At 33.9% G+C, this 19,368-nt stretch carries 21 protein-coding genes and 1 riboswitch; of the genes, 11 read left to right on the top strand and 10 right to left on the bottom strand.

Translation table 11 applies throughout. The features are described from left to right. Nucleotides 1–4 precede the first annotated feature (4 nt). The 3 genes from FDO66_RS07855 to FDO66_RS07865 all read left to right on the top strand — a co-directional run bounded on the left by FDO66_RS07855 (nt 5) and on the right by FDO66_RS07865 (nt 2,716). Entirely contained in the window at nt 5–328 is a 324-nt protein-coding gene (locus FDO66_RS07855) for a DMT family transporter (RefSeq protein WP_141432096.1), read from the top strand. A 397-nt stretch (nt 329–725) separates the two neighbouring features. After that, complete coding sequence (locus FDO66_RS07860) at nt 726–2,180, top strand: MDR family MFS transporter (RefSeq protein ID WP_141432097.1); 1,455 nt, start codon at nt 726–728, stop codon at nt 2,178–2,180. A gap of 140 nt (nt 2,181–2,320) precedes the next feature. Continuing rightward, the gene (locus FDO66_RS07865) at nt 2,321–2,716 is read left to right on the top strand and encodes a VOC family protein (protein WP_141432262.1); all 396 of its coding nucleotides are present in this window, start codon (nt 2,321–2,323) and stop codon (nt 2,714–2,716) included. A 222-nt stretch (nt 2,717–2,938) separates the two neighbouring features. Here the strand turns inward: FDO66_RS07865 and FDO66_RS07870 are convergent, their stop codons facing one another. Together FDO66_RS07870 and FDO66_RS07875 are read right to left on the bottom strand one after the other, a co-directional pair. Beyond that, entirely contained in the window at nt 2,939–4,069 is a 1,131-nt protein-coding gene (locus tag FDO66_RS07870; protein ID WP_141432098.1) for a Gfo/Idh/MocA family protein, read from the bottom strand. A gap of 47 nt (nt 4,070–4,116) precedes the next feature. Further along, nucleotides 4,117–5,232 carry a Gfo/Idh/MocA family protein gene (locus FDO66_RS07875; RefSeq protein ID WP_141432099.1) on the bottom strand — a complete coding sequence of 372 codons (1,116 nt, stop codon included), beginning with the start codon at nt 5,230–5,232 and terminating at the stop codon, nt 4,117–4,119. Between the two features lie 222 nt (nt 5,233–5,454). Between FDO66_RS07875 and FDO66_RS07880 the strand changes: the two genes are divergently transcribed. Further along, complete coding sequence (locus tag FDO66_RS07880; RefSeq protein WP_141432100.1) at nt 5,455–6,315, top strand: LysR family transcriptional regulator; 861 nt, start codon at nt 5,455–5,457, stop codon at nt 6,313–6,315. A 166-nt stretch (nt 6,316–6,481) separates the two neighbouring features. Here the strand turns inward: FDO66_RS07880 and FDO66_RS07885 are convergent, their stop codons facing one another. The 5 genes from FDO66_RS07885 to FDO66_RS07905 form a co-directional block, all read right to left on the bottom strand. Further along, nucleotides 6,482–6,670: a DUF3995 domain-containing protein gene (locus tag FDO66_RS07885; protein WP_141432101.1), complete on the bottom strand. Its 189-nt coding sequence runs from the start codon at nt 6,668–6,670 to the stop codon at nt 6,482–6,484. A 132-nt stretch (nt 6,671–6,802) separates the two neighbouring features. After that, a complete protein-coding gene (locus FDO66_RS07890; RefSeq protein ID WP_141432102.1) occupies nt 6,803–7,285 on the bottom strand; it encodes a GNAT family N-acetyltransferase in 483 nt (160 codons plus the stop codon). A 610-nt stretch (nt 7,286–7,895) separates the two neighbouring features. After that, on the bottom strand, nt 7,896–8,267 hold the full coding sequence (locus FDO66_RS21205; protein ID WP_258535651.1) for a hypothetical protein: 372 nt from the start codon (nt 8,265–8,267) through the stop codon (nt 7,896–7,898). A 23-nt stretch (nt 8,268–8,290) separates the two neighbouring features. Then, nucleotides 8,291–8,680, bottom strand: coding sequence for an alpha/beta hydrolase (locus FDO66_RS21210; protein ID WP_258535652.1), 390 nt, complete (start codon nt 8,678–8,680; stop codon nt 8,291–8,293). 73 nt (nt 8,681–8,753) lie between these two features. Then, nucleotides 8,754–9,329, bottom strand: coding sequence for a TetR/AcrR family transcriptional regulator (locus FDO66_RS07905; RefSeq protein WP_141432104.1), 576 nt, complete (start codon nt 9,327–9,329; stop codon nt 8,754–8,756). Nucleotides 9,330–9,656: 327 nt separating this feature from the next. Here FDO66_RS07905 and FDO66_RS07910 point away from each other — a divergent pair, with 327 nt between their 5' ends. Then, on the top strand, nt 9,657–10,403 hold the full coding sequence (locus tag FDO66_RS07910) for a MerR family transcriptional regulator (protein WP_141432105.1): 747 nt from the start codon (nt 9,657–9,659) through the stop codon (nt 10,401–10,403). Nucleotides 10,404–10,466: 63 nt separating this feature from the next. Here the strand turns inward: FDO66_RS07910 and FDO66_RS07915 are convergent, their stop codons facing one another. Then, nucleotides 10,467–10,796, bottom strand: a complete 330-nt coding sequence (locus FDO66_RS07915) for a hypothetical protein (RefSeq protein WP_141432106.1) — start codon at nt 10,794–10,796, stop codon at nt 10,467–10,469. 68 nt (nt 10,797–10,864) lie between these two features. Beyond that, nucleotides 10,865–10,967: riboswitch (SAM riboswitch) on the bottom strand. Nucleotides 10,968–11,048: 81 nt separating this feature from the next. Beyond that, the gene (locus FDO66_RS07920; RefSeq protein WP_141432107.1) at nt 11,049–11,234 is read right to left on the bottom strand and encodes a small acid-soluble spore protein H; all 186 of its coding nucleotides are present in this window, start codon (nt 11,232–11,234) and stop codon (nt 11,049–11,051) included. Between the two features lie 242 nt (nt 11,235–11,476). Between FDO66_RS07920 and psiE the strand changes: the two genes are divergently transcribed. The 4 genes from psiE (at nt 11,477) to FDO66_RS07940 (ending at nt 15,869) form a co-directional block, all read left to right on the top strand. Next, nucleotides 11,477–11,902, top strand: coding sequence for a phosphate-starvation-inducible protein PsiE (gene psiE, locus FDO66_RS07925; protein ID WP_141432108.1), 426 nt, complete (start codon nt 11,477–11,479; stop codon nt 11,900–11,902). Nucleotides 11,903–12,288: 386 nt separating this feature from the next. Then, entirely contained in the window at nt 12,289–13,308 is a 1,020-nt protein-coding gene (locus FDO66_RS07930; protein WP_141432109.1) for a LacI family DNA-binding transcriptional regulator, read from the top strand. Between the two features lie 230 nt (nt 13,309–13,538). Next, complete coding sequence (locus FDO66_RS07935) at nt 13,539–15,482, top strand: ABC transporter ATP-binding protein/permease (protein ID WP_141432110.1); 1,944 nt, start codon at nt 13,539–13,541, stop codon at nt 15,480–15,482. 156 nt (nt 15,483–15,638) lie between these two features. Further along, nucleotides 15,639–15,869 carry a hypothetical protein gene (locus FDO66_RS07940; RefSeq protein ID WP_141432111.1) on the top strand — a complete coding sequence of 77 codons (231 nt, stop codon included), beginning with the start codon at nt 15,639–15,641 and terminating at the stop codon, nt 15,867–15,869. Nucleotides 15,870–15,962: 93 nt separating this feature from the next. Here FDO66_RS07940 and FDO66_RS07945 read toward each other — a convergent pair whose 3' ends face one another. Further along, a complete protein-coding gene (locus tag FDO66_RS07945; protein WP_141432112.1) occupies nt 15,963–17,279 on the bottom strand; it encodes a hemolysin family protein in 1,317 nt (438 codons plus the stop codon). A gap of 249 nt (nt 17,280–17,528) precedes the next feature. Between FDO66_RS07945 and FDO66_RS07950 the strand changes: the two genes are divergently transcribed. Both FDO66_RS07950 and FDO66_RS07955 read left to right on the top strand, forming a co-directional pair. Continuing rightward, nucleotides 17,529–18,515, top strand: coding sequence for an acyltransferase family protein (locus FDO66_RS07950; protein WP_258535653.1), 987 nt, complete (start codon nt 17,529–17,531; stop codon nt 18,513–18,515). A gap of 150 nt (nt 18,516–18,665) precedes the next feature. Beyond that, nucleotides 18,666–19,286: a thioredoxin fold domain-containing protein gene (locus FDO66_RS07955; RefSeq protein WP_141432114.1), complete on the top strand. Its 621-nt coding sequence runs from the start codon at nt 18,666–18,668 to the stop codon at nt 19,284–19,286. The last annotated feature ends 82 nt before the right edge of the window (nt 19,287–19,368 follow it).

The raw sequence follows: 19,368 nt of genomic DNA on the forward strand, positions 1-19,368 counted from the left end.
TGATTTGAGTTGGCTTTATTTAGCTTTAGCCATATTATTTGAAGTTTGTGGAACATTGCTTATGAAATTATCAAAAGGATTATCCAATATTCCATATGCCGTTATCATGTTCATTTGTTACGTGATTAGCTTAAGTATGCTGTCACTTGCACTTAAAAAGATAGAAATTGGTGTAGCTTATGCTATTTGGTCAGGTATGGGGATTGTCATAATCGTTACATTTGGCGTGATCTTTTTCAAAGAGGCACTGTCGATTCAGAAAGTCATTTTTATCGGTCTCATAGTGATCGGTGCAATCGGATTAAATCTGTTTGGGGAAACACATTGAAAATCGATCGCTGTTAAATGAGGTGAAAATATTTTTTATAAATGCTTTTAAGACGAGATGATTATCAATTATTTTAATAATGCAAACACCAAACAGTAAAGTTTTAATTAAATAATTCTCGTAATAAAAGTATTGATATCTTCGAAAAAGTCAAGGATGGTAAATAACTTATACCAAATTAAAATAAATATATAGTCAAATGCACTTCAAAAGAGTAAAATATATTTAACAAACGAACATAAGTTCTTTTTCAGGAGGGATAAAACATTTGGAGAACCATGGATATTGTAGGTTACTAACAGATGAAAGTAAAATTGATTGAAATGCTTAGAATAAATCAAATTAATTGTGAATATGAGAATTCATTATAAAGAATCTTGAAAAATTGGAGGTATCCATGGAAGCTGCGATTAATAGGAAAGCAATATTCACTACTTTTATGATTGGTGCATTTTTTGCGATTTTAAACGAAACACTGCTCAATATTGCGTTAACAGAATTAATGAACGTGTTTAAAGTCGATGCACCAACTGTCCAATGGCTGGCAACTGGGTTTATGCTTGTAATGGGTGTGCTAATGCCTATTTCTGCCTTATTTATTCAGTCGTTTACGACAAGACAAATGTTTATTGGCATCATGATAGTGTTTTTAATTGGCACAATCATTGCTGCTAGTGCAGTGAATTTTCCCATGTTGGTGACAGGACGAATGATACAAGCTGTTGGAACGGGCTTGTTAATGCCTGTTATTATGAATGCTTTACTTTTGCTTTATCCTCCAGAAGTCCGTGGTAAGGTGATGGGTACCTTTGGGTTAGTCATTATGTTTGCACCTGCCATTGGTCCAACATTATCAGGAGTCATCGTCGATTTGTTTGGTTGGCGCTGGTTGTTCCTTTTTGTTATTCCTTTTGCCCTGTTCTCCATTTTATTTGCTTTAAAATATTTGCAAAACGTTGGTGAGGTAACAAAACCTAAAGTAGATATGATTTCGATACTTCTTTCTACCATCGGAATTGGTGGAATTGTTTATGGTTTTAGCAGCGCGGGAGAGCATGAGGAAGGATTTTTATCGATCACGATCCTTTCCATTATCTTTATCGGTTTGCTTGCTCTATTTTTATTTGTGCAGCGTCAATTGAAGTTAGATGAGCCTTTATTGGATGTTCGCGTTTTTAAATACAAAAGCTTTGCGAAAGGTGTAACCATTTTTGTTATTGTCATGATGGCACTGTTTGCTTCTGAAATTGTGATGCCAATGTACTTACAAGGGCCTCTTGGATATTCTGCAAAGATGGCTGGACTACTGCTTTTGCCGGGTGCATTACTAAACGGTCTCATGTCACCATTAATGGGTACTTTATTTGATAAATATGGACCAAGAAAGCTAATCATCCCAGGTACGGTTGTGATGGTTTGTGTGATGTTATTCTTTAGTAAAATCAATCCTTCGATCCCGACATGGCTCTTCATTATTGTGTATATCGTTTTAATGCTATCCATTTCAGCCATCATGATGCCGGCACACACTAATGGATTAAATGAATTACCGAAGAATTTATATGCCCATGGGTCAGCTATTGCGAATACATTACAACCGATTGCAGGTGCACTAGGCGTTTCGATCTTTGTTAGCATATTGACTCAAAGCAGTAAGCATTATTTAGATATACAAACAGGTCCAATTACTGAGAGAATCATGAATGATGCGATGACTCAAGGTGTGCACCACGCCTATTGGTTTGCAATTATATTAAGTGTAATTGCTTTCTTTATCGCTTTGTTTTTTAAAAAAGCCAATGCTCCAGAATTTGAGAAAAATGAAAGCGGGATTACTTCCTTAGAATCTTAATCTGTTTTTCTATAAGGAGTATTTTTTCTGGTGTTATTAAAAAGCCCCAGCTGAATATTTAAGTGAGACCGGGAATTTCTGAAAGAAATTGTGGAAGTTAATTTTACTGAAAAAAAGTGGAAATCAGGAGTTGGTTTATGATGAAAAAGGTAACACCATTCTTAATGTTCCAAGGAAATGCGGAAGAAGCCATGAATTATTACACTTCTTTAATTGAAGAATCAGAAATAACGAGCATTACTCGTTATGGTGCAAATGAAGCAGGTGAAGAGGGGAGTGTTATGCAAGCTACCTTTTCATTAAAGGGCCAAGAATTTATGTGTATTGACAGTAATGTTAAGCATGAATTTTCGTTTACTCCCTCGTTCTCTTTATTCATTACGTGTGATTCGGAAGAGGAGATAGACCGAATTTATCAAAACCTGCTTGATGGCGGAGGAGCTCTAATGCCGCTAGAAGATTATTCCTTTAGTAAAAAGTTTGGTTGGCTAGTCGATAAGTTTGGTGTTTCATGGCAGCTTAATCTCCCCTATTAAAGCACGGACAAATTTTCCGTGCTTTTATTATATTTTCTAGAAGAAATATTTCATATTCAATCGTTACATTTTCGCGATTTATATGGCAAGGCAGCTGAAAAAGCTTATTGTGAAAAGAAATGTTTAAAAAAAATATATAAAGCCGAACAGAAATTAAAACCTAAATACTTGTCTCCTTTATTCAAGTAATAGTTCAGGATAATGGATTGGACGATTTTCATTTCAATATGAATATTTATCTATTAAAACTATTTTTTTACCCGTCTCTACGGATTCTCGAACTGTATCTAATAATTTATGTAATTTCACAGCGTCATGAAAATTAGGGACTTGACGTTTATTTTCCAAAATGTCTTGGGCAAATTGATTATACGCTTTTTCTACATATCCTTTTGGACTTTTATCTTTTTCTGCAGATTGTTTTAATTCTTCAAAATAAATATCATTCGTTCGATTACTTAAAGACGAATAGTTAGGATGGGTGATTTTTTCAATTTTGAGATTGCCAAATTGCACATGACCGAAAGAATGATTTTGTACTAAGCGAAAAACCCCCTTTTCTCCTCGAATCTCTAAAATGAATGAAGGATAAACGCCACCTTGAATATGGATGGACGCAGAAGTACCATCGATGAGTGTTCCATGTATTAATATTTGATCAGCTGTGTCTTTAGATGTTTTTTTACCTGTTTCTTGTATAATTACTTCTGTATAATTTTTATTCATTGTAGCAGATAATTCTTTAAAATCACTTAATATATAGCAAAGAATGTCAAGTGAATGCCCGCCATTAATGGTAAGCAGACTTGCTCCATTATCTTTTTTTAAAAGATAGGAGCTTTTTTGATCTGTTATCCCTCCTTTTCCTTGGGTAGCTACTTGCATGGTGCAGGATAATACCTTTCCAATTTCCCCCTGTTTTATCGCTTGTTTTAAATAAATCACTTCAGGAGATTGCCTCGCTTGTAAACCGACGGCATGATGAACATTAGCTTGGTCGGCTAAAACTGCCATTTCTTTTGCCTGTGTTGTATTTATTCCAAGAGGCCATTCACAATAAAGATGTTTCTTTTGCTCAATAGCTGCAAAAGCAGCTTCATAATGAAAAGGCACTTTTACACTAATGACGACTAAATCAATTTCTTTAGATTTTGCTAATGCCTGATGGTCTGTAAATGTTAGAGGAGCATTGATCATCGTTGCACTTTCTTTTGCAGATGCCATGTTTGATGTTCCAATCGCCATGATCCTATAAAAAGGATGTTCTTTAAGTACAGGAATATGCGTTTGACTGGCCCATTGATTATTCAAAGAGCCTCCTATTATCCCTACATTGATCACCTTGTTTTTCACCGTTTTTTTCACTCCAAAAAAAAGAATTATTGATTTTGTATTCGATTCTAAATATTAATTTTTTGCTTAATTCCTGTTTTAGCAGCTTTCTGTATCTTTTCTAATAGTTTGTGAGTCTTAATAGCTGTATGAAAGTCAGGAGAATGATAGGTGTTTTCCCTCAGATCTCTAAATATGTGTGAATACAGCTGGGCAATATTAAAAGCAGGGCCAGCTTTTAACATAGAGGGTAACTGATTATATTCAGGAGGAATGGGTAATGTATCGAAATCTTTACTGTTTCCTTGAGCTACCTTTACGAGAAAGGAGTCTATTTGAAACATAAAGTTATCTTTTGATTGTAGTATCAAATCTCCTTCAGTTCCATTAATTTCTAATGATAGATTCCCAATATGAGTGTTGCGAATTTGAGTGGACATGATCGCTCCGCTTGCTAAGATGCCATTCACTAATACATGATCTGGTGAAGTCGCTTGGATGATTTCTCCAGTTTCTTCTACTTTTACTTGTTTTATCTGTGTTTCTGTGATAGCGGATATTTCTGAGAATGGCCCAAACATATAAGTGATACCATCTAGAAGATGCCCAGCGGTAATCGTTAATTGATTCGCTCCATTTGCCTTATCCAGAAGATACGTGCGGGAGCGTTTGATCTTTTTAGAGCGTGTTGAAAAGAGAGGAAGTGAGTAGTTACAATGTACAGCAAGTACCTCTCCGACATAACCACTAGCAATTAGGTCCTTTGCATATTTGAAAGCAGGGTTTGTACGAGCTTGCAGTCCAACAAAATGACGTAATCCTTTTTCCTCTGCAATTTGAAGTAAATTGGTTGCTTCTTCTGTAGTCCGCCCAAGCGGAAATTCGCAATATACGTGTTTCCCAGCTTCTAAAGCTGTACGAACCAACTTGTCGTGCTCAGGGACTTTTACAGTAATCGTAACCAGATCTACATGGGGATTCGATGCTAGCTCATACGGATCGATACAAGCTTTAGGGATTCCAAACCGTTTTGCTGTTTCATACGCACTTTCTTTACGAGTCGTACTAATGGCAGCTACCTTGAAATTAGATAATGCTTGTAACGCAGGAAGATGCGCTAGCCCTCCCCAAGTACCATCCATACTGGCGCCGATAATGCCAACTCCTATTTTATTTTCCTGCATTTTCTAAAACCTCCTATATTAGATAAACATCCAAAAATGACTTTTATAGTTAATACCTTAAATAAATATAAACAATACATGAATAGTCCTGCTCGATCACATTATCATTTTTTCTTAATAGGTAGCGATTCCGATTAAATTAAGTATAATGAAAACATGATATCATTAATAATGTTAGTTAATGATACAGGTATCACTTTTTTTGATGGGTGGGAAATAAAAATGGATATCGAAAATATGAAGGCTTTTGTTTCAGTTGCGGAATGTAAAAGTATATCAGCTGCTGCAGCTAAACTAAATCATCTTCAATCTAATATGACTGCCAAAATTAAAAAGATTGAAGCTTATTATAATCAAGAACTGTTTTTTAGACATGCAAAAGGCGTGGAGTTAACCACAGATGGTGAGAAGTTATATCAGCAATTTAAAAAAATATTGTTTCTTTGGGAAGAAACAGAAAATAAGATGAAAAAACATGATGAAAAGCTTCGTATTGGTACGATGGTATCCATCGGAGGAACACAATTTTCAAATGCTTTAAATAAGCTTAAAAAGTCTTACCCTGATTTATCAGTTACTTTAAAAACGGGGCCTACAGATGAGATTGAAAAGCAAATTCTTCTTGGAAATATTGATATTGCTTACACGATTGGAACAATGAATAATCCCCAAATTAAATATAGACAAGCGGGGGTAGAGGAGCTGGTATTAATGGGAGCTGGTATAGATAAAAACATAAGATTAGAAGATTATATAAATGGAAAAAATCTGCTTATACTATCAGATAATTGTTTATATCTTTCTATTTTACGTCATATTTTTACGGATTTGAATATTCAACATGGTGAAATTATTGAAGTAGGTGACCTAGAAACGATTGTCCAATTTGCTTCTATGGGGATGGGAATTTCTTTAGCCTCTAAACGTATCGTAAATCGATACCATATTAATCAATATTTAGAGATTCCTTCCTTATATCGATACATTGACTTATACTTCATTACACGGTTAAATCATGAGCTAACACCTATAGAAAAACAATTTATCGAGTTAAATCATTCAATAATAAATTTGGATTATTAAGGAAAAATATTTGTGAGAAAATATTTGTAAGAGGGGCGCCCAACATCTGTTGAACAATTACTAATGTTTTAATTTCGAATAAATAAGACAGCCTTGATTTCTCCTAATGAAGTTTTTATCAACTAAAATATTATAAAAGGTTATTTTTTGAATGCTTGATTAGAAACTAATGTAATAGAAGAATTGCAACAACTATGGTTGGAAAAACTCCAGGAATAAATGCAGGGTCATTCTCTCTCTCCTTTGAGGGGAGAACAGCATGGATTCCAAAAGTTCCTCCAAAAGCCCAGTAAAAATGCAACAAGCTGATTAAACATAATAGGACGACAGTAGAAATCATGATAAATAGCTCCATTTATCACATCTCCTAATATTTTTTAATGGTTAAGTAGCTAAACAAGGATTCTATTAAGATATATAATTGTAAGAAAAATATACTAAACCATATGTTAGCTCATTTTTTTGAGGTTCGCTTAAACATAATGTCTTACATCCCTTCAATAAGTCTTTTCATTTTTCTACCACCGGTAATTTCAAATCCTTCTTTTTCATAGAATCCTAATGTTCGATCAAATTCTGGCAAAGGAGGAGTGCAAACCTCCAATCGTTTCCATTCTTTTTCCTTTGCAAAATTTATTGCAGATAATATTAGTTTTTTTCCAATCCCTAAAGATCGATACTCTTTGCAAATATATAGTTCTTGTATGATTCCGAAAGTACCATCTGCGTAAAGTGATCTGCTTTCACATATAGAAATAAATCCAATAATTTCGCTATTCTCTTTCTTAACCGCTTTAAATACATGATAAAGACCCGATTCCAAAAGATTTTTACATAAATCAGCTGTATCAGTAAGATTAAATAGAGTTTGATCTCCACCTGTATTTTCTATAATTTCATTAATTAATTCTTGAAATAACTTTGTTATTTTTAAATAATCATATACTTCAGATCTTTGGATATCAAACATAATAAGATAGCTCCTTTTCAAAGGTTACTAAGAACATCTTGACTTAATAAATATAAATTACTTTGAATAATTATTCAATGGTGTGGTTAATATTTAAAATTTAAAATGTTAATTTATCAAGAGTAAATTCAGTTGGTAATTTAATCTCATCATTTTTAAAACCAATACAGTTATAATTATTGAATATTCGATAGAAAAGAAGGAATGCCATCTTAGTCATTTATCGAGGACCATCTAATTGTTATGAAGCAACACATGCTGATATGGAAACAGGGTGACTAAAAGAAGTGGATTGCATGAATGGAGCCATGGTTCAAACAGTAAAAAAACATGGTTTAGAAGCACCGAATCATTCACTATTGGTAGATTTACTCCCTTTAGAGAAGAAATAGAGAAAATAAAAAATTTATCTATAGTTTAGACAAATAATTATAAATTGCGGAGCCTTGCTTTTGATTGATGTAGTTCAAAAGAAGGCTCTTTTTAATAAGATCTTTTTTATACTAGAAATTCTATTTGATAAACTTTTTATCATCAATCAAAACCTCAGGATTTTTTATACTTCCTAAAATCAATTTTAATTTACCTTCTATTTTCTTGAGGTATATGTTTATCCAACCAGTCCTCCATATAACTTGCTACTTCCTCCCAGCCAGGCCTGTGCAATAATCCAATGTGTACGGTTCGGAAATTCTTTAAAATCAGTTACCGCACCTGAATTCTGATCGTATAAGCTAAAATTTTTACGAACCATTCTAGCAGAGACAATTCGATCTGCTTCACCTGCGATCATTAACAAAGGACCGCGTTTGCCATTCTGATAGTTTACAGTAGCTGGGCTATTTGAAGCGAATGGAGCAAGCGCTGCTTGGAAGAAGATTTGTGATGTTTCTGGAACGACATGTTCTTTATAGGCTCGGTCTTGTTCTGCTTCTGAAAGTGTATGAACAAAGGCATAGTTAAATAATTTAGATGACATCATAAACGTTTTGCGCCATGGCTTTCCTAGGATTCCTGACACGGATAGAGAGGTAGTAGGTAGGCTGCTGCTACTATGCCTTTTGAACCAGCTGAATCAATGGCGATTCCTGCTAATCCAAGATCACGATCCATTAATAATTGTGTTAGTAATCCACCGAACGAATGACCAATAATAATAGGTTTTTCAGGTAAAGCCTTAATAATTTTCGTATAGTGATCCACAAGATTCTCTAACTTTAATTGACCTAATTTATCTGAAGGATTCTTCCGTAAATCTTCAGCTGATTTTTCATGATATGGCCAGGAAGGGGCAAGTGTTTGAAATCCCTTTTCTTCAAAATATTTCATCATTGGTTCCCAGCTTTTTGGAGTTACAAATGCGCCATGGATAAATAGTATAGTTGGTTTTTTCATATTAATCATTCTCCTTTTGGATTATACCTACTAGTAGGTAGATGGTGTTTAAAAAAATTTTTGTTTTTTTTAATTAGGATGCGACATTCATTTGATATAGGAGCTGATCCTTAATCTTATGAAAATACATCCCGTCATTAAATGTTCGAGAAGCAAGCATTCCACCGTGAACACTTGCCAATAAACAAATAGCGAATTCATCGATAGATTGATAAGGTAAATGGAACGGTTTGATTGCTTCAGCATCCTTTAATACTTTTGCAAACCAGCTCGTTAATTGCTGATAATGTGCTTGTATTTCTTTCTGAACCTCTTCTGGTAAAATTTGAATTTCAGATGACAAGAGTGCACATAAACAAATATCTGTGGCTTTCCTTTGTAAACATTCGTCCCAGTAAGATAAGTACTGTTTTAGTTTTTCGTATGGATCATCTGTCATTGAGTCAAGCAAAGCTAAATTATTTTCAACTTGACTTCGATATCGGCTCACAACATTTTGTATTAAATTTGCTTTAGACGGGAAATGATAATGTATGCTAGCTTTTTGAATGCCGATCTCATTTGCGATATCAGCGTAGCTAAATGCACTGTACCCCCTTTCTAATAGTAATTGATGTGTAATGTTCATAATTTGTTCTGAACGATTCATGTAGTTCACCTCTTGATATTATTTTATCTACTAGTAGGTAGAATGTCAATTAAAATTTTCCAGTAAATTAAAAAATGCCTAAATTAAGAAGCAGAATCTTAATTAGGCATTTTCTTTATTTTTTGATATGAAAAGTGGACCAACAATGATCATTACTGGAAGGCCATTTTCAAGGGTATTCAAAAAATCTTAATGATGGTATCTACATATAAAGGGTCTTCTTTTTTTAAGAAAATAACAAATAATTTCGAATTAAAATAAAGGATTGGTTATTGACCCTCACGTTGCGTGATACTTTATAGTAATAGTTGAAGGGAGATCAAAAACATGACCATGAGAGTAAAAGAAGTAGCTGATTTAGTTGGGATAAGTGTGCGCACACTTCATCATTATGACGAGATTGGGTTATTAACGCCTGAAGAGACAACCGAAGCCGGTTATCGGTTATATTCCGATGAAAACCTATCAACTTTACAGCAAATTTTATTTTTTAAAGAGCTTGGCTTCCCTTTAAAAAAGATTCAAGAAATGATTACTAGCTCTTCATTTAATCGAGAGGAGGCGTTAATCTTACAACGGAAAATGCTGTTGGAGAAACGCAATCGGCTTGATCAAATGATTTCGACTATTGAAAAAACGATTCAACATACGAGAGGAGAGATTGAAATGTCAAATAAGGAAAAATTTGAAGGATTTGACTTTAGCTATAATCCATATGAAAAGGAAGCACGCGAACGCTGGGGTGATCAGGCAGTCGATACTTCCAATGCGAAGATTGAAAGCATGTCTAAAAAGGAACAAAATGACTTAGCGAATCAAATGAATATTGTTTATAAAAATCTTGCAGCTCTTCGTCACACAAATCCTGGATCGAGCAATGCACAAGCGGCTATAGAAGAGTGGTTTCAATTATTAAACCAATTCGGAAATTATTCCCTTGAAGCATTCAAAGGATTAGGGCAAATGTATGTCGACGATGAACGATTCACAAAAAACATCGATCAGTTTGGGGAAGGGCTTGCAAATTTTATGTGTGATGCCATGGAGATTTATGCGGATCAACACAAGGAATGAAGATAAATGTAGATATTAAGAAAGCGCCTAGTTTGATAGGCGCTTTATTGTGTGTTTTTCCAATTATTCAATCGCATGTTGTTGATTAATCGAACGTATTTGTTGACCTAGAAATAATCGTTGTTCCTTTAGCTTTCCAATTTTTTCGTGTAATTCGATATTAGATGTTTGAGCTCGTAACTGATCGTAAATGGAAAGGATTTGTTCGTTAACCTTTTTATACTGTTCCCAAAGATTACGGCTGTCTAAAGATTTATTTTCAGTTTTTTTTGTACTATTTTGGATATTTTTTAGCTTTTCTATGATTTCAAGCTTCCATGTTGTATCCCCAATACGATCTGCATAAAGATATAAATCTAAATAGTCATTTACTTCTACATGAATGTTGCTCATGAAAATTCCCCTTCCAATACAAAAACCCTCTTCCAAAGAAGAGGGTTTTTGTATTAAAAAGGCGCCTCTTCTTATCGTTCAAAGCTATGCTTTGCTGGAATTAGCACCATACAAAAAAATGTGGTTGCTGAGGTTTCATCGGGCCAGTCCCTCCACCTCTCTGGATAAGAGATTTTTGTTTTCATTATTTATATTATTTAAGATTATTCTAATTGGATTACTATGAATTGTCAACAATAGTGTTTTTGTTTATTAATGAGTCTGCTCGATTAAGCTTTCCAAAGATACCTCTTGCTCCTGATCTGGTTGATTGAGTGGATAAATTTGAGCTGTTTCATTTTTTTCATCTACATTTTGAATATAAATAGGAATACCATTATATGTGACATTAGCCATAATGGGAGAAGAGGCGATTTCTTTTGCTCTTTGTTTGTTCATGAATAAAAATCCTCCTTTTGAATGGAATAGCAGGAAGTAAGCTTCCCCTTATAATGTCTACCTTAAATTCCTAAAATATTCTTCGTAATTTCGTTCTTTGTATTTGTTCAACAAAGATATATGAAATAGTACATTTCTTTTTTACCACTATCTAAAAATGAAACCAGTAGCTAAAATAATCGTATAAGCTATTATGAAGATTTAAGATGGAAGAAAAATTTTTAGGCTGGGGGAGAGGATTGATGAACCATCAAAATGAGAAAAGTAGGCTGAACATAAAGCTTTCCATCATTTTGCAGTATATTTTAAATACAGCCTTGGTGTTGCTTGCAATTACGTTATGCATTTTGCTTGGAAAGGAGATTTTTTATTTCATTCGATATTCTCTTTTTCATCAAGGTATTGAAACACATTATGAGCTGCTAGAAAGAATTTTGATTTTCTTTTTATACTTTGAGTTCATCGCAATGATCGTCAAATATTTTCAAGAGAACTACCATTTCCCGCTCCGCTATTTTCTGTACATAGGAATTACGGCAATGGTTCGTCTCATCATTGTATACCATGAAAATGCCTCTCAAACTCTCTTATACACATGTGCTATTCTAGTGCTAGTGATCAGTTATTATATTATTACTTCTGCATCCGCAAGAAGGGGCAAGCTTTAACCTTAATGCATGATGATTATTTGGAAGCAAAGACTTCATCGATATGGATGGCAATTCACCCTCTTTGATGAAGGTTTTGCTCCTTGCCTAACGATGAAAAATAAAATGATCAAATCATAGAGGAGAAAGGATAAATTAGTAGTAATAATCCATCGAATAATTTGTTAAAAAAGCTTACAAATAGGTTGTTTGAAAACAAAAGCACAGTATAATAAAGATTAGGATAAGTGATAAATAGTCAAGTTTTCCCATTATAGAATTTCACAGTCTCTATTGGTATGTTAATGGAGAAGTGGATGACAATTGTCGCTATTATTATGACTAGTTAGGAAAAGGTTTTCCTAATATTATAATAAGAATGATAAATATTTATTAGGATGAGATAAATGAATATTACAATTAAAGATGTAGCGAAAAGGGCCAATGTATCGATAGCAACTGTGTCCCGGGTCTTAAATGGAAGCAAGCCTGTAAGTTTGAAAGTAAAAGAAAGAGTATTAGAGGCCATTGAGGAGATGGGATTTAATCCTAATCCTGTAGCGCGCAGTCTCATCATGAAAACCAGTTCATTAATTGGGGTCCTTATTCCTGATATAAAAAACTCCTTTTTTGCCAATTTTGTATCCGGGGTTGAAGAGGAGTGCTTCAAAGCCAATTATACAACGCTTTTATGTAATACAAATGGTAATCTAGATACTGAATTACATTATTTAAATCTCTTGAGAGAAAAGTATATAGATGGAGTGATTATTTTAACGTCATCTCCAAATAAAAAACAGAGACAAGTTGATTTTTTTGAAAAGCATTCTATCCCAGTAGTCTATGCTGCCCATGTTGATAAGGAAAATGATCATATTTCGTGTATTAATATTGACGATTTTCAAGCATTTTATGATGGAACAAAGTTTTTAATTGATTCAGGTCATCGTCTAATTGCTATGTTTAGTGGACCTTTAAGTTATTTTGATTCAGGATATATGCGTTATAAAGGATATCGGCAAGCTTTAGCAGATCATGGGATCGATTATCAGGAAAAATGGTTTTTTGAAGGAGAGTATGATATTCAATCTGGTTATAAAAGAGGTAAGGAATTGCTAAAGCAAAAGGATAAGCCAACCGCTATTTGTTGTGTCAGTGATATGGTAGCGATTGGAGCGATACGAGCGGCGGAGGAATTGGGTCTAAAAGTTCCAGAGGATATTTCTATTCTGGGCTTTGATGATATTCCTATTGCCGAAGCTTATCGACCTAGTTTAACCACTGTTCGACAACCAATCGTTGAGTTAGGGATTCAATCCGCTCAAATGCTTTTGCAGCAAATGCAAGAAAAAGATCAATATGTAAAAGAAGTTAGAGTTCTCTCGCATGAAATAATCGTGAGAGAGAGCTGTCTTAAACTTAACTAATAATGATAAAAGAATGCATTTTTCTATTTGGAAAGGCATTCTTTTTTGTTATCTTTTGACAGTTCCAATCTCTTTTTGTAAGGTTATTTTATGAGAAGCTTTGTAGAAAAATGGCGATTAATAAATGAATTTCATCATGTGGATGTAGGGAATGTTTTGAATCAACATACTGCATTATATGCACAGTTTCAATTTCCATTTTAACTAAAAAAGCTAATAAGGAGGCAGAAATGTTAAAACTAATCAATATTCAAAAGTCTTATTTTGTTGATAAAGAACCTGTTCCAGTCTTAAAAGGAATTAACCTAGAATTTCAAAAAGGGGAGCTCGTATCACTGTTAGGTGAATCAGGATGTGGGAAATCTACTCTCTTAAATATCATTACTGGACTCGATGTTGTAAATGAGGGAGAAATCTTCTTTAATGATGTAAATGTAACGAAATTTAATCAAAATGAATGGGCGCAATATCGCAAAAATAATATTGGATATATTTTTCAAAACTTTAATCTTATTTCACATTTATCCGTGCAAGAGAATGTAGAGCTTGTGATGACCTTAGATGGCCAATCAAAGCAGCAACGGCAGAATCGAGCAAAAGAGCTGCTTGAAATGGTTGGACTTGGCGATAAATTAAAATATGAACCAAATCGATTAAGTGGTGGTCAAAAGCAGCGTGTTGCAATTGCTCGGGCTTTAGCCAATGATCCAGATATTCTTGTTGCAGATGAGCCGACTGGTGCTCTTGATTCACAAACAGCCATTCAAATAATGGAAATTCTAAAAGGATTAGCTGAAAAAGGAAAGCTAGTCATTTTGGTTACACATTCCTTAGAGCTTGCTGAATGGGGGAATCGTATCGTCCGCTTAAAGGATGGTGAAGTACTTTCAAATGAAGTGAAGCGTACAGCTGCAGAGAATACAAGTGTTAGTGTATCAAAAAAAGGCGGGAAGCTCAGCTTTTTCTCTAGTGTGAAGCTTGCATCACAGAATTTAAAACAGAAAAAATGGCGCACTCTCCTAACAGCGCTTGGCGCATCAATAGGAATCGGTGGAATTGCTTTAATGGTTGGTCTTGGAATTGGTGCCCAAAACAAAGTAAATAGTGAATTAGAAAAGTTAACTGATCAAAGAAGTGTAACGATTCAAACAGATGAGAAAAATCCACAGGTTATCCCAGATGAAAAAATTGAAGAGCTTAAAGACAATCCGAATGTGGCAGATGTGTTAGGTGTTTATGCATTTTATGGGAGTGTAAAGCAAACAGATCCGAACAAAGCCCCTGTCAATCTTATCCTTGCTGGTTTAAATCCATATAAAGAAAGAGGCACATTTGAAAAGGATAATATCATTGAAGGAAAATATCCAAAGGATGGAGAGAAAGGGATTTACATTACGGAAAAGGATGCAGACAATTTATTTGGCAAGGATGCCAAATATCAAGATTTAATTGGTGAGGAAATCAATATGACCGTATCCACTCAATTAGATGGTGTACAGAGAATGTTTAAAACGGTAGATGTACAGTTACCTATTTTAGGAGTTGTAAAGAACGGTTCATTTGGTCTTTCAATCTGCTATATTCCTTATGATTTTGCTGAACAAACATATCAACAATCAACAGGTGAAACAGGCATGCTGCAAGCAAATGCCCTTGCAAAGAATACGCAAGTAGTGGACGAAGTGAAGAAAGCAGCAGAGGAACAAAAGTTAAAGGCGAAAACAAGCAGTGAACAATTAGATCAAATTAATTCATACTTTGTTATGATTCAAGCAGCTCTTGGTTCATTTGCAGGTATCTCACTCGTTGTATCTGCCATTATGATTGCCATTGTCATGTATGTGAGTGTGCTAGAGAGAACAAGAGAAATTGGAACCATGAAAGCTCTTGGTGCACGAAGAAAGGATATTAAAAGAATTTTCTTATCCGAAGCAGCAGTGATTGGTGTGTTAGGTGGCTTATTTGGTGTCATTGGCGGTTATTTACTTGGGCTTGCAGGAAATGAAATCTTAAAATCTTTCTTAAAAGAAAATGCCTTTAAAGCTTTTGTCGTACCAGGTTACTTAGCAGCATTTTGCATCATTTTTAGTACCGTTATCAGTATGATTGCAGGATATATTCCAGCAAGAAGAGCAGCTAAATTAAATGCTGTAGATGCGTTAAGATATGAATAAAGTTTCGAAACAGTAGCTCTACTAAATTTTACACAGTATTCTTTATGTAAAATCCTTCTTTGCCTTAACATATAAGCAAGGAAGGATTTATTAATAGTAAAGAAAGCGTAGTATAATAGAAAATATGAACAAACTGGAAATCGAGGAGGAGATCCTTTGACGGGTTTAGTTGCAGTCATTCTTATTTTTTCAATTCCAATTATCGCTATTTTGACAGGGTATTTGAAGAGTAAGGAAAAAATTAAGCTCAAAATAGTTGAAAAAGAATTAGAGTTAGAGAGAATGAGAAATGAAAACTACTTAATTGAAACAGAAAAAATGAAGGTAGAGCTTGAAAAGATGAAGCTTGAGCAAACAAAAAAAGAGGATGAATGGTTAGCCAAATAAGGCACAATCTGCCTTTGCTTCAAATCTATTAAAGTAAAATGGCAGGAAGCTAATAAAAAGTCTTCCTGCCATTTTGCATTATTCTTTTCATATTTAGGAGCGTATCGGTGCCGATGGGGCGACTTTTTTAACATCCATGTATAGAATGTGATGATGATCAAGCTCTTTAACGGTAAAAAGATATCCTTGCTCCTCAAGGTAATCATTTAATTTAACATCATAGTCCTGGCTTAAAAACCATCCGCCTATCGTATCGATTTCTTCATGATCTATATGAATTCCTAATAAATCATTGACATCAGAGAGTAATACTTTTCCGTTAAGAATAAAATGATTCTCTCCCATTTTTCGAACTTCTGGAATTTCATTTATATCAAATTCATCTCTTATTTCACCAACAATTTCTTCGATGATATCTTCTAATGTCACTAAACCAGCTGTACCTCCATATTCATCTAGCAAAATAGCGATATGCGACCGTTCTTTTTGTAATTTTATAAGCAGCTCATGAATGGGGATATTTTCAATCACTTTTACCGCAGGTTTTGTAAATTTTTCGATCGAAAAACGGTTAAGACGATCTTTATTACGCACACATTCTGTTAATAGTTCTTTAATGTTTACGACGCCAACCACGTTATCTTTATCACCATCCACAACAGGATAGCGGGTATATTTTTCATGTGTGATTGTTTCAATGATTTCTTGTATCGAAGCATCTGATTGAATGCTAACAAGCTCGGTTCTAGGTACCATAATTTCTTTTGCAATCCTGCTATTAAACTCAAAAATATTATTTACATACTTATATTCTGATTGGTTAATTTCTCCGCTTTCGTAGCTTTCAGAGAGAATGATACGGAGCTCTTCCTCAGAGTGTGCGAATTCTTGAGAAGTTGATTTTAACCCCAAAAGTCTGTTAACAAAACGTACAGCGCTATTTAATATCCAAATGAGTGGAAAGGTTAAGCGATAAAACCAAATGAGCGGAGTAGACAGCGTTAAGGCAACAGCTTCCGCTTTTTGAATGGCAAACGATTTAGGCGCTAGCTCTCCAACTACTACATTTAGAAAAGTAATAAATGTAAAAGCAAGTACTAACGATAGAATATGTGATAAAGAAGCGGGAAGCTCCATTTGGTCGAATCCATTTTTTAAAAGCTTTGCAACGGTTGGTTCGCCAAGCCATCCGATCCCTAAAGCAGTTACTGTGATACCTAATTGCGTAGCTGATAAATATTCATCTAAATGAATCGTGACTTTTTTAGCAGCGATTGCTTTTTTGTTTCCATCTGCAATAAGTTGATCTAGTCTAGAGGTTCTAATTCGAACCATCGCAAATTCTGTGGCTACAAAAAAACAAGTAAACATAATCAATAAAGCTAAAAGCGTCAGATTTACAATGTCCAACTCGATCCCCCACAAATTCGTTAAAGTATTACATAATATACCATATGGTGCGTTTAAGTCAATGACTTTTCTTGCATATATTTGGGGAAAATACTTTTTTGTAACTATTAGTAATAAATCTGTACATGTTTATTAAACGTATGTTAATCGTTTTGAAATAAAGGTCCTGTAAAATCATCATAAATGAATTTCTGTGTGATCATCCTTGGAGGTTTATTTAAAATTAAACTTTTTAGGAGGAATACTATTTTGAAAACAACTTCTAACAGGAATCTATATTTTGATAATGCCAAATTATTTTTAATTTTTTTAGTTGTATTTGGTCACGTTATCAGTCCTTTTAAAGAAGGAGATAATATCCTATTTACGCTATATTCTGTTATTTTTCTTTTTCATATGCCTGCTTTTATTCTCATTTGTGGACATTTTTCTAAAGGATTTCAACAAAAAAGCTATTTTTTGAAGACGATTAAAAAAATATTATTGCCATACTTTATCTTTCAAGGAATCTACTCTTTTTTTTACTACTGGAGTGGGCATGAGAAGACGTTAACGTTTGATCTTTTTATGCCTCATTGGACTTTGTGGTTTTTGTTAAGTTTATTTTGTTGGAATATTCTTTTATACGTCTTCGCAAGGTGGAGATGGTATGGTTTAATCCTATCCATTGCACTTGGTATTGGGGTAGGATATATAGATGAAGTAGGGAGCTATTTAAGTCTTTCAAGAACCTTCGTGTTTTTTCCATATTTCTTACTAGGATATTTGTTAAATTCATCACATATTACCTGGTTAAAAAGAGTAAAATTTTCTATTGCCCTTAGTCTGGTCATGATTCTTGGAACTGTTTTAATTTTTAGTGTTTCATTTCCGAAAGAAGCTATCCCATGGCTGCTTGGTGATACATCGTATGCTGATATGGGTGTAAAAGAAATAGCGGATGGCTTGATTCGATGCGGGCAATATGTATTAACAACAATCGTATTATTTTGCTTTTTTTCTTTAGTACCTAAGAAAGAATATAAATTAACTGTACTAGGGCAACGAACCTTGTATATTTATTTATTACATGGTTTTATAATCAAATTGAATGAGATATTTGTTCCTGAAAGAACACTGCAGCAGTTAGCAGAAAATTATACAGTATTAATCATATATTCATTATTTTTATGTCTATTGCTAGGAAATTATATGACAAAAAAACTAACCTTACCTTTAATTGAATTAAAAATATGATGAAATAAAGTATACAAATAAGTCATTACAGTAGATCTCATTTCCATTATTCTTGTCCATTTCATGACATTTTCTTGGATAGATACATTTCGGCGGTTTTTTTTCTTATACTCTAAGGGAGTTGATCAAACTTTCTAAAAGGAGCATTATATGAAGAAAAAATCAGGCGTAATGTTCATCTCTATTATTATGGTTATAGTTATTTGTTTTATCGGAATATGGTTTTTTTCGAAGAATGTAAATGCGACAATTAATGATATAAAAAGGATTGACTATAAGGAAACGTATGAACAAAACGATGAGGAATATTTAGTTTATTTTTGGCAAGCAACTTGTAAGTATTGCAAAGAGATAGAAAAAGAAGTCGTTGATTTTAATAAAAATAGTGATATTCCAATCTATATTGTGGATATGCAATCTGCTAATAATCAAGAGGCTTGGTATGATTGGGAAGGACATCATAAAAAGTATGATCGTGTGATCGGAAAAATGGTAGATGGAAAAGAAACTTATTATGAAGGTGTTGACCTGAAAGCCATACAAAGTAATCCTAGTGTATATTGGACATTTGAAGTGAACAAAAAAGATGAGATTGTAGCGGTTCATAACACGCCTTATGGAAATAAAACACCAAAAAAAGCTAGTGAAATAGAGGTAACAGGAACACCTACGATGATCTTGGTGAAAGATGGGAAGTTTAAAGAATACGGTGTTGGGGTCGATGAAACAAGAAAAATGCTTAAATTAACTAACGAAGAAGGCACCGATTAATATCGGTGTCTTCTTTCTGTTTACATTCATATTACTTTTTTAAATCAAAAGTTGCGACAAATTAAGGAGTCTTTTAATATAA

Origin of the sequence: Bacillus sp. 03113, from assembly GCF_006546985.1 — a bacterium.
GTDB lineage: Bacteria > Bacillota > Bacilli > Bacillales > Cytobacillaceae > VATK01.

Excerpts from the sequence above, each read along its gene's own strand:
- FDO66_RS07865 (WP_141432262.1), top strand. The coding sequence starts at position 2,321 with ATGAAAAAGGTAACACCATTCTTAATGTTCCAAGGAAATGCGGAAGAA.
- psiE (WP_141432108.1), top strand. The coding sequence starts at position 11,477 with ATGAACCATCAAAATGAGAAAAGTAGGCTGAACATAAAGCTTTCCATC.
- FDO66_RS21205 (WP_258535651.1), bottom strand. The coding sequence starts at position 8,267 with ATGATGTCATCTAAATTATTTAACTATGCCTTTGTTCATACACTTTCA.
- FDO66_RS07885 (WP_141432101.1), bottom strand. The coding sequence starts at position 6,670 with ATGGAGCTATTTATCATGATTTCTACTGTCGTCCTATTATGTTTAATC.
- FDO66_RS07880 (WP_141432100.1), top strand. The coding sequence starts at position 5,455 with ATGGATATCGAAAATATGAAGGCTTTTGTTTCAGTTGCGGAATGTAAA.
- FDO66_RS07910 (WP_141432105.1), top strand. The coding sequence starts at position 9,657 with ATGACCATGAGAGTAAAAGAAGTAGCTGATTTAGTTGGGATAAGTGTG.
- FDO66_RS07930 (WP_141432109.1), top strand. The coding sequence starts at position 12,289 with ATGAATATTACAATTAAAGATGTAGCGAAAAGGGCCAATGTATCGATA.
- FDO66_RS07955 (WP_141432114.1), top strand. The coding sequence starts at position 18,666 with ATGAAGAAAAAATCAGGCGTAATGTTCATCTCTATTATTATGGTTATA.
- FDO66_RS21210 (WP_258535652.1), bottom strand. The coding sequence starts at position 8,680 with ATGAAAAAACCAACTATACTATTTATCCATGGCGCATTTGTAACTCCA.
- FDO66_RS07920 (WP_141432107.1), bottom strand. The coding sequence starts at position 11,234 with ATGAACAAACAAAGAGCAAAAGAAATCGCCTCTTCTCCCATTATGGCT.
- FDO66_RS07935 (WP_141432110.1), top strand. The coding sequence starts at position 13,539 with ATGTTAAAACTAATCAATATTCAAAAGTCTTATTTTGTTGATAAAGAA.
- FDO66_RS07860 (WP_141432097.1), top strand. The coding sequence starts at position 726 with ATGGAAGCTGCGATTAATAGGAAAGCAATATTCACTACTTTTATGATT.
- FDO66_RS07875 (WP_141432099.1), bottom strand. The coding sequence starts at position 5,232 with ATGCAGGAAAATAAAATAGGAGTTGGCATTATCGGCGCCAGTATGGAT.
- FDO66_RS07915 (WP_141432106.1), bottom strand. The coding sequence starts at position 10,796 with ATGAGCAACATTCATGTAGAAGTAAATGACTATTTAGATTTATATCTT.
- FDO66_RS07905 (WP_141432104.1), bottom strand. The coding sequence starts at position 9,329 with ATGAATCGTTCAGAACAAATTATGAACATTACACATCAATTACTATTA.
- FDO66_RS07890 (WP_141432102.1), bottom strand. The coding sequence starts at position 7,285 with ATGTTTGATATCCAAAGATCTGAAGTATATGATTATTTAAAAATAACA.